The following is a 14,742-nucleotide window of genomic DNA, read 5'->3' on the forward strand; positions in this document are numbered from 1 at the left end:
TTTTACGGGCAGCGCTGAGGCTTACTGCTTGACGCAATCCACGAAGTAATCGCGGCGGCCGTTGACTTCACGCTTGACCAAGCCATGCACGTCGGTTTCGAAGCCCGGGAATTTCTCGTTGAAATCACGCGCAAACTTCAGGTAGTCGACGATGGTCTTGTTGAAGATCTCGCCCGGGATCAGCAGGGGAATGCCCGGCGGATACGGGGTGAGCAGGATCGAAGTGACGCGGCCTTCCAGTTCGTCCAGGGGGACGCGCTCGATTTCGCGGTGCGCCATCTTGGAGAAGGCGTCCGAAGGCTTCATGGCCGGCTGCATGTCCGAGAGATACATCTCGGTGGTCAGGCGGGCCACGTCGTAGGCGCGGTAGGTCTCGTGGATCTGCTGGCACAGGTCACGCAGGCCCAGGCGCTCGTAGCGAGGGTTGCGCTGGGCGAACTCGGGCAGGATGCGCCAGATCGGCTGGTTCTTGTCGTAGTCATCCTTGAACTGCTGCAGCGCCGTCACCAGGGTGTTCCAGCGGCCCTTGGTGATGCCGATGGTGAACATGATGAAGAAGGAATACAGGCCGCACTTCTCCACGATCACGCCGTGCTCGGCCAGGTACTTGGTCACGATGGAGGCCGGGATGCCGCTCTCGCCGAACTGGCCGTTCAGGGCCAGGCCGGGGGTGACGATGGTGGCCTTGATCGGGTCCAGCATGTTGAAGCCCGGCGCCAGGTTGCCGAAACCGTGCCAGTCGTCCTCGGCCTTGATGACCCAGTCCTCGCGCTCGCCGATGCCGTCGGCGGCGAAGCTGTTGGGGCCCCAGACCTGGAACCACCATTCATCGCCGAATTCCTGGTCGATCTTCTTCATGGCGCGGCGGAAGTCCAGCGCTTCCAGGATGCTTTCTTCCACCAGGGCGGTGCCGCCCGGTGCTTCCATCATGGCCGCCGCCACGTCGCAGGAGGCGATGATGGAGTATTGCGGCGAGGTCGAGGTGTGCATCAGGAAGGCTTCGTTGAAGGCGTCTTCATCGAGCTTCACGGTCTCGGACTCGCGCACCAGGATCTGCGAGGCCTGCGACAGGCCGGCCAGCAGCTTGTGGGTCGACTGGGTCGAGAAGATCAGCGACTTCTTGGCGCGCGGACGGTCCTTGCCGATGGCGTGCATGTCCTTGTAGAAGTCGTGGAAGGTCGCGTGCGGCAGCCAGGCTTCGTCGAAGTGCAGGGTTTCGATCTCGCCGTCGAGCATGTCCTTCAAGGTCTCGACGTTGTAGACCACGCCGTCGTAGGTCGATTGCGTGATGGTCAGGATGCGCGGCTTCTTGTTCTTGGCTTCGCGGGCGAAGGGGTTGGCTTCGATCTTGCGCTGGATGCTTTCCAGGGTGAACTCTTCCAGCGGGATCGGTCCGATGATGCCCAGGTGGTTACGCGTGGGCATCAGGAACACGGGGATCGCGCCGGTCATGATGATGGAGTGCAGGATGGACTTGTGGCAGTTGCGGTCCACCACGACGATGTCGCCGGGCGCCACGGTGGAGTGCCAGACCATCTTGTTGGAGGTCGAGGTACCGTTGGTGACGAAGTAGCAGTGGTCGGCATTGAAGATGCGCGCCGCGTTGCGTTCCGAGTTGGCGACCGGGCCGGTGTGGTCCAGCAGTTGGCCGAGTTCTTCCACGGCGTTGCAGACGTCGGCGCGCAGCATGCGTTCGCCGAAGAACTGGTGGAACATCTGGCCCACGGGCGACTTCAGGAACGCCACGCCGCCGGAGTGGCCGGGGCAGTGCCACGAGTAGGAGCCATCCTGGGCGTAATCGACCAGGGCGCGGAAGAACGGCGGCGCCAGGCCGTCCAGGTAGGATTTGGCTTCGCGGATGATGTGGCGGGCCACGAACTCCGGCGTATCTTCGAACATGTGAATGAAACCGTGCAGTTCGCGCAGCACATCGTTGGGAATGTGGCGCGAGGTGCGGGTTTCACCGTAGAGGTAGATGGGGATGTCGGCGTTCTTGTGACGAATTTCGCTCACGAAGGCACGCAGGGCCTTCAGGGCATGGTCGGTCTCTTCGTCGGAACCCGCACCCATTTCTTCATCGTCGATGGAGAGGATGAACGCCGAGGCGCGCGACTGCTGCTGGGCGAACTGGGCCAGGTCGCCATAGCTGGTCACGCCCAGCACTTCCATGCCTTCGGCTTCGATGGCGTCGGCCAGGGCGCGGATGCCCAGGCCCGAGGTGTTTTCGGAGCGGAAGTCTTCGTCGATGATGACGATGGGGAATCGGAATTTCATGGATTTCTCCAGGCTTTGCGCGCGTGGGGCCGGGTAGGCGGGCGCGCGCAGGGGGTGAAAAGAAAAGCGCCTGGGCTGGCAGTGCTTGCGCGCCGGAAAAATGAAAGCGGGATTGTCGCAGATATGCGCGCAACGTGCGCGCCAACTGCGCTAAAGAGGTGCGCAGTTTAAGCAAAAACGGGAAAAAACAACAGCCTCGCGCCAGCGCGGTTCAACGTCTTTCGTATGTCACAAAAGCGTAGTCCAATCCGGAAGTTTCGGACCGGTGGTTCTCGCGCGCGGTCTCCTGCCAAACGGCCGTATCCAGTGCCGGGAAGAAGGCGTCGCAATCAAACGCCTGGTGGATGCGGGTGATGATGAGGCGGTCCACCAGCGGCAGGGCCTCCGTATAGATCTGCGCTCCGCCGATGATGAAGGCCGGCGCGCCCTGCGCCAGCGCGGCGGCGTCCTGCAGCGAAGCGGCCGTCTCCACGCCCGCGTGTTGCCACCCGGCATTGCGGGTGATGACAATGTTGCGCCGGTTGGGCAGCGGCCGGCCGATCGATTCAAAGGTCTTGCGGCCCATCAGGATGGCATGCCCCGACGTGGTGCGTTTGAAATGGGCCAGGTCTTCCGGCAAATGCCAGGGCAGGGTGTTGCGGATGCCGATGCCGTTGTTGAGGTCGGTGGCGACGACGATGGTGAGGGAGCCGGAAGCTGTGGTCATGCGAGGATCTGGATTCGGACGGAAGGCCTGCAGCCCGGCGCGCAGCCGGATGCAAGGGCGACAGAAGCATAATGTTACAGCAGCCATGCTGCGGCACGGAACTTTATGCACCGCCATCTGCCCTTATACCTGAACCGGCTGGCCGCTTGCGCGCGCCGGGGCCGGGTTTGCAGGTGAATGAAGTTTCATTCAGGAAATATTGTCTCTTGGGGCGATTCCTACTGCAAGCATGCCATCTTCATATGAACTAGCGAACAATCCCCGCCACATTTGGGTAAACTAGCGCCTGCTTTCCGGTGCGGCGCTGCTTCCACTGCCTGCCGGGGCAATCAACCAGAAAATTGCATGTCAGACAAAACAATAATGCTGCTTCACACCACCTCCTGGCCGCGCGAGGGACTCGTTTCCCGGCGTAGTGCCGCACGATCGACCTGGTGGCGCCGCCTTGCCGCTCCGGCGACCCTGGCGGGTCTGCTGGCGCTGGCCCTGCCGCAAGCTGCCCTGGCCTTCGATTTCAACACGGTGGCCGCCCGCGCCAAGGCGCTGGCCGGCAAATCGTACAAGAAGCCCGACGATGACCTGCCCAAGTCGCTCAAGGACCTGAGCTACGAGCAGGCCAGCCAGATTTACTTCCGCGATGACAAGTCCTACTGGCGAGCCCAGAAGCTGCCTTTCGAACTGTCCTTCATCCATCTGGGTGCCAGCTACACCGAGCCGGTCAAGATCAATGAAGTGGTCGGCGACTCGGTGCGCGAGATCCACTTCAATCCGGCACTCTTCGATTACAGCGCCAACCGCAGCGTCGATCCGCGCACCCTGCGCAATATCGGCTTTGCGGGTTTCCGCATTCGGTTCCCGCTCAATTCGGCCAAGGTCAAGGATGACGTGCTGACCTTCCACGGCGCCAGCTACTTCCGCGCCATGGGCAAGGGGCAGAGCTATGGCCTCTCCGCGCGCGGGCTGGCCATCGATACCGCACTCTATTCGGGCGAGGAATTCCCGCGCTTCACCGAATTCTGGCTGGAGCGTCCTTCGGGCGATGCCAAGGAACTGGTGATCTATGCGCTGCTGGATTCGCCGCGCGCCACCGGGGCCTATCGCTTCGTCCTCAAGCCCGGCGTGGATACCGCCATGGACGTCAAGGCCCAGCTCTACCTGCGCAGCAATGTCACCAAGCTGGGCATTGCCCCGCTGACCAGCATGTTCCTCTTCGGCGAGAATCAGCCGGGACCTGCGGACGACTTCCGTCCGGAAGTGCATGATTCGGATGGCCTGTCGATGCAGTCGGGCACCGGTGAATGGCTGTGGCGTCCGCTGGTGAACCCCAAGCGCCTGCTGGTGACTTCGTTCTCCTTCGACAATCCGCAGGGCTTTGGCCTGATGCAGCGCGACCGCAACTTCTCGCACTACGAAGACCTGGACTACAACTACCAGTCGCGCCCCAGTGCCTGGGTCGAGCCCAAGGGCAAGTGGGGTTCGGGCCGCGTGGAGCTGGTACAGATCCCTACGCCCGACGAGACCAACGACAACATCGTGGCCTACTGGATTCCCAATACGCTGCCCAAGCCGGGCCAGCCCTTGAATGTGGAATACCGCCTGTCCTGGCAGAAGGACAACGAGAAGCGTCCGCCGCTGGCCTTCGTCACGCAGACCCTGTTCGGCCACGGCTATCGTCCCAAGCAGGAGGGCAAGCCCGAGGAGGTGCAACAGCTGGCGATCGATTTCGATGGCGGCAACCTCAAGAAGCTGCCCGCCAATGCGCGTGTGGAAGGCGTGGTCGAGGCCGATGCCAATGGCAAGCTGGCCAGCGTCACTACTCGCAAGAATGAAATGACCGGCGGCTGGCGCGTGGAAGTCAAGCTGCGCCGCCTGGAAGAAAACAAGCCCGTCGAGCTGCGCGGTTTCCTGCGCAACGGTAACGGCGGCACAACCTTGTCTGAAACGTGGAGCTACATATTACCCCCCAACTAAGGCAGAATGCGGCAGCCTCGCAGACGCTGGAGGAATACCTCGCGCGTCTGCCGCTGTCGCCTGAGCAACGCCAGGACCTGGCCGCGCGCGCGGGTGCTATCGGCTCCGACGATCCGGTCGTTGACCTGCACCGCGTGCTGGCTGAGGCCTCCGGGCGCGATGCCAGCCTGGTGCCGGCCGCAGCGCAAGCGTCGGTCGATGCCCGCCTGCGTCTCATGTATCCCGCCGCGCAGCCGGCACCCGTGCCTGCTGCGCAAGCGGCACAAGCGGTGCAGGGTGCGCCCGTTCCCCCCATCGGTGAAGAGCGCGGCCAGCCGCGCATTCCGGTCGGCCCGCCGATGCATCGCAAATCGATGGTGCCGCGCCCGTGGGGCGAACTCAATCCGTTCTCGCGCTGGGTGGAAGAAGAAAACCGCCGCCTGGAACGTCGTCCCAGCCGCTGGCGCCGCGCCCGCAAGGGCCGCGCCAAGGCGGCTGAAGCCGCACCGCCGGTGGACGATGAACCGCGCTACATCGAAGATCACCTGGACCAGTCCGAGGCCCCCGATCCCAAAGGCCACTGGCAGCATACGGGCAACATCCGCCGTGTCACGCTGCTGGTGCTGATGGCGCTGCAGACCTCGATGGCCACCTATTTCATGAGCGATGTGCTGCCGTATCACGGCACCAAGCCGCTGGAGATGGTGGTGCTGTTCCTGTTCGGGTTGCTGTTCCTGTGGGTCTCGGCCGGTTTCTGGACGGCCATGACCGGCTTCCTGCTCCTCATGCGCGGTGACGACAAGTACCTGATCTCGCACGAGAAGGCAGGCAATACCGAGATCGCCCCGGAGGCCCGCACGGCCATCGTCATGCCGATCTGCAATGAAGATGTGGCACGCGTCTATGCCGGCCTGCGCGCGACCTACGAGTCGCTGGAGCGCACCGGGCAGATCGAGCATTTCGACTTCTTCATCTTGAGCGACAGCGGCGAAGCCGACATCTGCGCCGCCGAAGTTGCCGCATGGGACCGCCTGTGCCGCGAGACCGGCGGTTTCGGACGCATTTTCTATCGGCACCGCCGTCGCCGCGTCAAGCGCAAGAGCGGCAACCTGGACGACTTCTGCCGCCGCTGGGGCGCCGACTACCGCTACATGGTGGTGCTGGACGCCGACAGCGTCATGACCGGTGAATGCCTCACCAAGCTGACCCGCCTGATGGAAGCCCATCCGGGCGCCGGCATCATCCAGACCGCACCGCGCGCAGCCGGCCGCGATACGCTGTATGCGCGCATCCAGCAGTTCTCGACCCGCGTGTATGGTCCGCTGTTCACCGCCGGCCTGCATTACTGGCAATTGGGCGAGTCGCACTTCTGGGGGCACAACGCCATCATCCGCCTGCAGCCCTTCATGAAGTATTGCGCACTGGCGCCGCTGCCGGGCAAGGGCAACCTGTCCGGTCCTATCATGTCGCACGACTTCGTGGAAGCGTCGCTGATGCGCCGTGCCGGCTGGTCGGTGTGGATCGCTTATGACCTGGACGGCAGCTACGAGGAAATGCCGCCCAACCTGCTCGATGAATTGAGCCGTGACCGCCGCTGGTGCCAGGGCAACCTGATGAACTTCCGCCTGTTCCTGGCGCGCGGCATGCACGCGGTGCATCGCGCCGTGTTCGTCACCGGTGTGATGGCTTACGTGTCGGCGCCGCTGTGGGGGCTGTTCCTGATCCTCTCCACGGTGCTGCTGGCGGCCCATACGCTGATCGATCCGCAGTATTTCACGGCACCGCGCCAGCTCTTCCCGATCTGGCCGGAATGGCATCCGGAGAAGGCGCTGGCGCTGGTCTCGGCCACCGCCACCATCCTGTTCCTGCCCAAGATCCTGGCTGTGCTGCTGTTTGCGGTGAAGGGCGCGCGCGGCTTCGGCGGTGCGCTGGCACTGTTCGTGAGCATGGTGATCGAGTTGCTGTTCTCGATGGCGCTGGCCCCGGTGCGCATGCTGTTCCATACCCGCTTCGTGCTGGGCGCCTTCCTCGGCTGGAACGCCGGCTGGAAGTCGCCGCCGCGAGCCGACAATGAAACCGGCTGGGGTGAGGCGGTGCGCCGCCACGGCTGGCATTCGGTGCTGGGCGTGGCCTGGGGCGCGCTGGTGTACTGGCTCAATCCGTCCTTCATTTATTGGCTCATTCCCATTGCCGGTTCGCTGGCCGTGTCGGTGCCGGTGTCGGTGTTGTCGTCACGCGTGACGTATGGCCGTGGCTTCCGCCGTGCGGGGCTGTTCAAGATCCCCGAAGAGACCACGCCGCCGTTTGAACTGCGCGAAACCGTGCGCCATCACGAAGAGACACCGCCACTGCCGGGCTTCGTCGAGGCCGTGGTCGATCCGTCCGTCAATGCGTTGATCTGCGCTACCGCGCATGCACATCCGCACGTGCCGCAACTGACGCAGCACCTGCGCGAGAAGCTGGTGCGCACCGCGCTCAAGGACGGACCGGATGCGCTCAACGACAAGCAGAAGAACAGCATCCTGGAAGAGCCGGGCCTGCTGTCGCAACTGCACCAGGCGGTCTGGAGCGGTGCTGCCGAGGTCCATGCCGACTGGCATGCCGCCCGCCAGCAACCGGCACCGGCTACCGCCATCGCATCACCGGCACTGGCCGCCTGAGGGGGCGGGCCACGACCGGAACAGGGGACGGCCGAAGACATTCGGCCGTCATCTTTTGCAGGGATCATCACGCATTGTTGACCCTGAATGAACGCTTGCCGCCAGTGACATGACCGAGCCGCACGACCATCTTCCGCACGCTGTCCCGACCACCCATGCGCCTGCCCGGCAGAAAGCCTGGTGGAGTGTCGTCGCGCTGGTGCTGCTGCTGGGCGGCGGCTATGCGCTCTATGCGCGGCAGTCGCCGCCTCCGGCCCCACCCAAGCCGATTCCGGTGAAGCTGGAGACGGTCGCCGTCGAACGTGCCGACCTGGAGCAGGTGGTCAATGCCACCGGCAATGTGGTGGCCCAGGATTATGTGGATGTCGGCTCCAAGGTGGCCGGGCAGATCTCGGATGTGGAAGTGGTGATCGGCGAGGCGGTCAAGGCCGGACGCCTGCTGGCCACCGTGGCCCCGGCCGTGCAGAACAGCCGCATCGAGAGCAACCGCGCCACGCTGGCGCGCCTGAAGGCCGAGCTGGCCGGGCAGAATGCCCAGCTGGACTTTGCGCAACTGCAGTTCCAGCGCCAGACCCAGTTGAAGGCCGAGAACGCCACCCGCGAAGAATCCTACGAATCCAGCCGCATGAACATGTATGCGGCAGCCTCCCGCGTAGACGCCACCAACGCCCAGATCCAGCAGACCGAAGCGGCCATCCGTGAAGATGAGGCCGTTCAGAAGCAGACCCGTATCGAAGCGCCCAGCGGGGGCACCATCGTCACCCTCAATGCGCGTCCCGGCCAGATGGTCAGTGCCAACCAGGAAGTGCTGATGCGCATCGCCGACCTGTCTCGCATGACGGTGCAGGTGCCGGTGTCGGAAGAGGACGTGACGCGCCTGCAAAAGGGCATGACCGCGTATTTCACCACCCCCGGTTATCCCGGCAAACGCTGGAGCGGCAAGCTGCGCCAGATCATGCTGCTGCCCACCGACGACTCCGGCCGCCAGGGCAAGAAGGCGTATTACACCGTGCTCTTCGATGTGGCCAATCCCAGCCGCGAACTGATGAGCGGCATGAGTGCCGACGTGTATTTCGTGCTGGCGCGGGCGGAAAACGTGCCGACCATTCCGCGCTCGCTGGTGACCAAGCCCGGCATGGATGGCACCCAGACCGTCAAGGTGGTGGCAGCCGATGGCACCCTGGAGAGCCGCAAGATCAAGATCGGCATTCGCGATGGCGAACGTGCCCAGGTGCTGTCCGGTCTCAAGGAAGGCGAGCAGGTGCTGCTGCCGGCCAATCCGCCGGCGCCTGCTGCCGGCACCAGGTAGTCGCGCCCCGTTTTTTATTCGTTTCCGTCCGTCGACGTTCAAGGCCATGACACTGCGTAGTTCACTGCTGCTCAATTCTTCTCCATCGCTACGCGCGGCGCGTGTGGCGATGGCAGTCGCGCTGGCCTTGGCCGTGGGCGGCTGCGTGACCCGCGAAGCGCAGCCTGATCCCATCCTTGAAATGCAGGTGCCTGACAAGTGGAATGGCGGTGCCTCGGCTGACGTGGCCCATGCCGAGCAGCTCTGGCCCGATACGGACTGGTGGAAGCAGTTCGGCAGCAGCGAATTGTCTAGCCTGGTGCAGGAAGGCCAGAACAACAATTACGAGATCGCCGCCGCCTTCTCGCGCATCAAGCAGGCCGAGGCGCAGGCCCGTATCGCCGGTGCGCCCCTGTTGCCCAATGTGGGCCTGAACGCCGGCGCCAACCGCGAGATGCCTATCTCCGGCGGCACGCCCACCAACAGCGCCAATGCCAGCCTGCAGGTGAGCTACGAAATCGATTTCTGGGGCAAGAACCGCGCGGGCGTGGAAGCCGCCGAAGCGACCCTGCGCGCCAATCGCTACGACCGTGAGACCGTGGCCCTGACGGTCACCAGCGGCATCGTCTCCACCTACCTGCAGGTACTGTCGCTGCGCGACCGGCTGGAGATTGCGCGCCAGAACGTCAACAATGCCGAACGCGTGCTGCGCCTGGTGGAAGCGCAGAGTCGTGCCGGTTCGGCCTCGCCGCTGGACCTGGCGCGCCAGCGTTCTGCCTTGGCCAACCAGCGCCAGCTGATCCCCGACCTGCAGCAGCAGGAGCAGGATGCGCAGACCGCGCTGGCCATCCTGCTGGGCCGTCCGCCGCAGAATTTCAAGGTCGAGGAAAAGGGCCTGGCCAGGATCCAGATGCCGCGCATTTCGGCGGGCCTGCCGTCGGAACTGTTGACGCGTCGGCCCGACATTCGCCGCGCCGAAGCCAATCTGGCGGCGGCCAATGCCAATGTGGCCGTGGCGCGGGCTTCGCTTTTCCCCAGCATCTCGCTGACCGGTTCCACCGGTGCGCAGAGCAATGCCTTGCTGTCGCTCTTCAATGGTCCGAATCTGTTTGCCAATCTCGGCACCAGCCTGATCGCACCGATCTTCGACGGCGGCAACCTGCGCAACCAGCAGGCGCTGGCCGAGGCGCAGAAGGAAGAACTGGTGCAGGTGTATCGCCAGCGCGTCATTACCTCGCTGTCGGAAGTGGAAAAGGCACTGGGGGCCATCCGCAGTCTGGAAGAGCGCTATCGCCTGAAGGTCAATGAAGTGGACCAGGCGCGCTTCGCCTTCGAACTGGCCGAAATCCGTTATCGCGCCGGGGCGGAGGACCTGCTGGTGGTGCTCGATACCCAGCGCACCTTGTCGGAGGCGCAGAACCAGCTGGGCCAGATCAAGCTGCAGCGCCTGCAGGCGACCGTCTCGCTCTACAAGGCCCTGGGCGGCGGCTGGCAGGACAAGCAGGTGCCGGGCGATACCGGCACCAGTACCGACACGGTCTCCTGAGCGCAGGCTGCAGGCTGCAGGCTCAGGCCTGCGCCCGCCACTCCTGCACCAGCAGGTGCACCAGTTCCCCCACCGTATAACCATCCCGGATGAGCGCCGCACCCTGGCCGGCCCAGTGCGCGCCGAACTCGTGCACCTCCTTGGCGGTCGCCATGGCGTGCAACTGCTTGCCGGCGTCGTAGGCGGCGGGGTACGCAGGAATGGGGGCTGCAGCCGGTGTGTCGATTTCTTCCATGAAGCGGTTGACGATGCCCCGTGCGCGGCGGCCGGAGATGGCAGCGGTCACGCGCGTGTGTTGGGCACGTGAACTCTTGAGCAGATTCCTGTAGGCCGCGTTGGCGCCCGATTCGCGCGTGAGCAGGAAGGCCGTGCCCAATTGCACCGCCTGCGCGCCCAGCCGCAGGGCCGCCGCAATGCCGGCACCATCCATGATGCCACCGGCGGCGATCACCGGTAGCCGGCACTGCGTGGCCAGCAGGCGCACCAGGGCGAAGGTGCCGATCTCTTCATCCTTGTGTTCATCGAAGATGCCGCGATGGCCGCCGGCTTCAATGCCCTGCGCCACGATGGCATCCAGCCCGGCTGCTTCGATCTGGCGGGCTTCGTCCAGGTTGGTGGCGGTGGCCATCAGGAAGACCCCGGCGTTTTTCAGTGACCGGAGCACGGCCGCATCCGGCAATCCGAAGTGGAAGCTCACCACAGCCGGGGGCTGTTCCAGCAGCAGTTGCTGCATGTCGCTATCGACGATGAAGCTCTGGTAAATCTCCTTGAGGGGCAGGTTGATGCTGCCGCCGAACTCATCCAGATGGCCTTGCAGGTGCTTGATCCAGGCCGCATCGCGGGCGGCATCCAGCGCGGCCGGCTGATGGCAGAAGACATTGACGTTGAAGGGTTTGTCGGTCAGTGCATGCAATTGCGCCAGCGCTTCGCGCGCCTGCGCCACCGTAGAGGCGCCCAGCGCCAGCGAGCCCAGCGCGCCCGCATTGGACGCCGCAGCGGCCATGGTCACGGTGGAAGTGCCCGCCATGGGGGCCTGGATGATGGGATGGGCCAGGCCCAGTCGTTGCAGCAGCGCGTTGGACATGCGAACTCCGGAAGCGCAGGCCGGCGCGCCACAGCACCGGCTTGCCGAGGTGGATCAGACCGCCATGGGCGCGGTCAGCGGGGCGTGGTGCTGGTAGTTGACCAGCGAGAAGTCGCTTGGCTCGACCAGTTCCAGCCATTGCGGGGCGTACTCCCCGGTCTTGGCGAATTCCGGGACGCGCTCGGCGATGGCCAGTTGCGGCAGCGGATAGGGCTCGCGCGTCAACTGCTCCTTGACCATGTCGATATGGTTTTCGTAGATGTGCGCATCGCCCACGAAATAGCTGAACCAGCGTGGCTTGTAGCCGGTCAGGCGTGCCACCAGGTGCAGCAGCGCCGCGCCTTCGGCCAGGTTGAAGGGCGTACCCAAGCCGATGTCGTTGCTGCGCACGTACAGGCAAAGCGATATCTCGCCGGTACTCTGGTTGGGCAGGAACTGGTACAGCAGATGGCAGGCGGGCAGGGCGATTTCGTCCAGCACCGCGCAGTTCCAGCCGTGGAAGAGGATGCGGCGGCTGCCGGGATTCTTGACGATGGTGTCCAGGCACTCGCGCAACTGGTCCACGGCCTTGTAGAGCAGGACTTTTTCCACGCCCTTGTCCTGCAACGAGGAGACGATGGCAAAGCCCTTGGCCCGGGCCGCGTCGATCTGCGCGGTGTGGGCGGCATCGATCAGCTTGTAGGCCGGCCATTCTCGCCACTGCACGCCGTACACCGGGCCCAGGTCATCGGTGCCGGTGCGGAAAGGATTGGCCAGCCAGTCGGCATTTTCGTTGGCGTTCTGGTCCCAGACCTTGCAGCCCAGCGCGCGGAAATCGGCCGCGCTGCGGGTAGCGCGCAGGAAGCCGCACAGTTCGCCCACCACCGACTTGAAGGCCAGGCGCTTGGTGGTCACCGCCGGAAAACCCTTCTGCAGGTCGAAGCGCATCATGGCGCCGGGAATGCTCAGGGTGCGGATGCCGGTGCGGTTGTCTTGCCAGGAGCCATTGGAGAGCACGTCCTGGATGAGGTCTTGGTATTGTTTCATTGCAATGTTCGGGAGGCTGGCCGGGAGGCCGAAGGATGGGGGATTGTAGCCTATCGACGGCCTGAACATCGGTTGTCGCAACAGCTTGTCATCGTAGCAATATGAAGAAAAACACCGGAGGCGGTCACCCGCTCCGGTGTCATCGACGGGGTAGCGCCTGCCTCAGAAACCGACGTTCTGCCCGCCCTTGAGCTGCAGCATCGCGCGCGCTTCGTCAGGGGTGGCCACCTGCAAGGAAAGCGCCTCGATCACGGTGCGGATGCGGCGCACCTGGTCGGCATTGCTCTTGGCCAGTTGGCCGGGGCCATCCCAGAGTGAATCTTCCAGCCCGACGCGGGTATGCCCGCCCATGGCGGCGGCCATGGTGGCAATCGGGATCTGGCCGCGCCCGGCACCCAGCACCGACCAGAAGTAGGCATCGCCGAAGAGGCGGTCGGCGGTGCGCTTCATGTGCATGACATCTTCGACATCGTTGCCGATGCCCCCGCGCAGGCCGAAGACCGACTGGATCAGGAAGGGCGGCTTGATCAGGCCGCGGTCGATGAAGTGCGCGGCCGTGTAGAGATGGCCGATGTCATAGCACTCGATCTCGAAGCGGGTCTGGTTGGCGCTGCAGGATTCAAGGATGTAGGCGATGTCCTTGAAGGTATTGCGGAAGATGCGGTCGTCCGAGCCGGCCAGGTAGGGCTGTTCCCAGTCGTATTTGAACTCCTTGAAACGGTTCAGCATTTCATACAGGCCGAAGTTCATCGAGCCCATGTTCAGCGACGCCACTTCGGGCTTCAACTGCAAGGCCGGTTGCAGGCGTTCTTCCACCCCCATGGTCGGCGCGCCGCCCGTGGTGAGGTTGATGACCACGTTGGAGGCAGCCTTGATCTGCGGCAGGAATTTGCGGAACTCCTCCGGGTCCTGCGTCGGTTTGCCGTTCTGCGGATCGCGCGCATGCAGGTGCACGATGGCCGCGCCGGCCTCGGCTGCGGCCAGGGCTTCATCGCGGATCTGCTCGGGCGTGACGGGCAGGTAGGGCGACATCGAGGGGGTATGGATGGCACCGGTGACGGCGCAGGTGATGATGACTTTGCGAGGCTGGGCCATGGGGCTAGCTCCTGGAGAGGATGAAGGAAAAGAAAGCAGGTGGTTGCGTTGGCTCAGGCCAGCGTTTCCACGTTGCCGCACACCGACAGGCTCTGGCCGCTGATGGCCGCACCGGCAGGCGAGCAGAGGAAGAGGATCTGGTTGGCGATATCCTGGGCGCTGACCATGCGCCGCAGCGAGACCTTGGAAAGCAGCCGTGCGCGCATTTCTTCATGTTCGATGCCATAGGCCGCCGCCTTGGCCGCCACGATGCGCTCCTGGCGGGGGCCCTCGACGATGCCGGGCAAGACGGCATTGACGCGGATGTTGGACGGCCCCAGTTCGATGGCCCAGGTCTCGGTCAGCCCGATGACACCGTACTTCGAGGCCGAATAGGGCGTGCGCAGTGCAAAGCCCAGCCGGCCAGCCACCGAGGAGATGTTGATGATGGCGCCGCCGCCATTGGACTTGAGCAGCGGCACCGCACGCCGGGTGCAGAGGAAGGGGCCGGTCAGGTTGATGGCGATGGTCTGGTCCCATTCGGCCGGGGCGATGTCTTCTACCGGAAGGGTCGGGCCGGCGATGCCGGCGTTGTTGACCAGCACATCCAGCCGGCCATCCCAGCGCGAAGCCAGGTCGGAAAACATGGCGTCGACCTCCTCCGGCCTGGCCACGTCAGTGCGGCTGAAACTCACCGCCGCACCTGCCAGGCGGGCACGGGCATCGGCCAGGAAAGCCTCATTGATGTCGCAGACATGCACTTGCGCGCCTGCTTTGATGAACGTTTCGGTAATTGCGAGGCCGATGCCCTGGGCACCGGCGGTGACGATCACTTTCTGGTCCTGCAGATTCAGTTCCATGGGTTTGTCTCCTGAGGGGGATCATCCGTCCCGGGTGCCAGCGCGGGCTGGTCTTGTCGTGGTGGGGCGGTTGGGTGCGGACGACTGTAGTAGAGCCGGGCCGCAGCGTCAACGACAGCATCCTGACCTGGCGCCCACGGGCAAATCCGCTGATCCCGCCGCCGCAGCCCGTGGCAAAAGGGCTGGCGCGTAGCGGCGTGCAGTGCGGGGCTTGGCCAGGATGAACAGATTGCGCCGCAGGGAAAAACTTTCATCAATGGCAGGGGATGGGGAG

The 14,742-nt window shown here is 64.3% G+C and carries 10 protein-coding genes; 4 read left to right on the top strand and 6 right to left on the bottom strand.

The window, feature by feature from the left end:
* Positions 1-21: 21 nt before the first annotated feature.
* Positions 22-2,274 carry an arginine/lysine/ornithine decarboxylase gene (locus FYB76_RS20860; RefSeq protein ID WP_034330200.1) on the bottom strand — a complete coding sequence of 751 codons (2,253 nt, stop codon included), beginning with the start codon at positions 2,272-2,274 and terminating at the stop codon, positions 22-24.
* A 211-nt stretch (positions 2,275-2,485) separates the two neighbouring features.
* Positions 2,486-2,980 carry a dihydrofolate reductase gene (locus FYB76_RS20865; RefSeq protein ID WP_154134903.1) on the bottom strand — a complete coding sequence of 165 codons (495 nt, stop codon included), beginning with the start codon at positions 2,978-2,980 and terminating at the stop codon, positions 2,486-2,488.
* Between the two features lie 345 nt (positions 2,981-3,325).
* Here FYB76_RS20865 and FYB76_RS20870 point away from each other — a divergent pair, with 345 nt between their 5' ends.
* The 4 genes from FYB76_RS20870 to FYB76_RS20885 all read left to right on the top strand — a co-directional run bounded on the left by FYB76_RS20870 (position 3,326) and on the right by FYB76_RS20885 (position 10,424).
* The gene (locus tag FYB76_RS20870; RefSeq protein ID WP_154134904.1) at positions 3,326-4,951 is read left to right on the top strand and encodes a glucan biosynthesis protein G; all 1,626 of its coding nucleotides are present in this window, start codon (positions 3,326-3,328) and stop codon (positions 4,949-4,951) included.
* A complete protein-coding gene (mdoH, locus tag FYB76_RS20875; RefSeq protein WP_370516389.1) occupies positions 4,924-7,590 on the top strand; it encodes a glucans biosynthesis glucosyltransferase MdoH in 2,667 nt (888 codons plus the stop codon). The genes FYB76_RS20870 and mdoH overlap by 28 nt, the downstream gene beginning before the upstream one ends.
* Positions 7,591-7,699: 109 nt before the next feature.
* Positions 7,700-8,899, top strand: a complete 1,200-nt coding sequence (locus tag FYB76_RS20880) for an efflux RND transporter periplasmic adaptor subunit (RefSeq protein WP_088754812.1) — start codon at positions 7,700-7,702, stop codon at positions 8,897-8,899.
* Between the two features lie 46 nt (positions 8,900-8,945).
* A complete protein-coding gene (locus tag FYB76_RS20885; RefSeq protein ID WP_088754813.1) occupies positions 8,946-10,424 on the top strand; it encodes an efflux transporter outer membrane subunit in 1,479 nt (492 codons plus the stop codon).
* 22 nt (positions 10,425-10,446) lie between these two features.
* Here the strand turns inward: FYB76_RS20885 and FYB76_RS20890 are convergent, their stop codons facing one another.
* The 4 genes from FYB76_RS20890 to FYB76_RS20905 form a co-directional block, all read right to left on the bottom strand.
* Positions 10,447-11,508, bottom strand: a complete 1,062-nt coding sequence (locus tag FYB76_RS20890; protein WP_154134905.1) for a nitronate monooxygenase family protein — start codon at positions 11,506-11,508, stop codon at positions 10,447-10,449.
* Between the two features lie 54 nt (positions 11,509-11,562).
* Positions 11,563-12,534, bottom strand: a complete 972-nt coding sequence (locus tag FYB76_RS20895; RefSeq protein WP_154134906.1) for a thymidylate synthase — start codon at positions 12,532-12,534, stop codon at positions 11,563-11,565.
* Between the two features lie 162 nt (positions 12,535-12,696).
* Complete coding sequence (locus FYB76_RS20900; protein WP_154134907.1) at positions 12,697-13,629, bottom strand: 3-keto-5-aminohexanoate cleavage protein; 933 nt, start codon at positions 13,627-13,629, stop codon at positions 12,697-12,699.
* Positions 13,630-13,682: 53 nt separating this feature from the next.
* Positions 13,683-14,468 carry an SDR family oxidoreductase gene (locus FYB76_RS20905; RefSeq protein WP_088754817.1) on the bottom strand — a complete coding sequence of 262 codons (786 nt, stop codon included), beginning with the start codon at positions 14,466-14,468 and terminating at the stop codon, positions 13,683-13,685.
* Positions 14,469-14,742: the final 274 nt, after the last annotated feature.

This window comes from Herbaspirillum sp. CAH-3 (assembly GCF_009668275.1).
Lineage (GTDB): Bacteria > Pseudomonadota > Gammaproteobacteria > Burkholderiales > Burkholderiaceae_D > Herbaspirillum > Herbaspirillum aquaticum.